This window comes from Peribacillus sp. SIMBA_075, assembly GCF_046534585.1.
On record NZ_JAWRYN010000339.1, the window covers coordinates 1 to 308 of the forward strand.

Here is a 308-nt window from a genome sequence, read left to right on the forward strand (position 1 = left end):
CAGTAATTACTTTTTTAACGTTCATCATGATGGTCACGATGACCAGGATAATCATGATGCTGCGGCCAAATGCCGGTGCCAAATCGAATTGCTGCGAGAATATGGAGCCAGCTCCCGCTATCATAACCACTAATACGCCGAATAAGGTCAAAATCAATGTATAATCGATTACTTTTCCGATCCATTTTCCACTGATGCGGTAGACGACGTCTTCATGTGAAGTCGTTTGCATGCGGCTTCCGAGACGTGTCAAAATCATTCCGATATAACCAAATAAAGCGGCAGCGACCAAGACGCCACCGACACCC

1 pseudogene is annotated in these 308 nt (G+C 45.8%); it reads right to left on the bottom strand.

The features are described from left to right. Positions 1-308, bottom strand: a pseudogene (locus tag SB775_RS28485) (hypothetical protein); the annotation flags it as partial.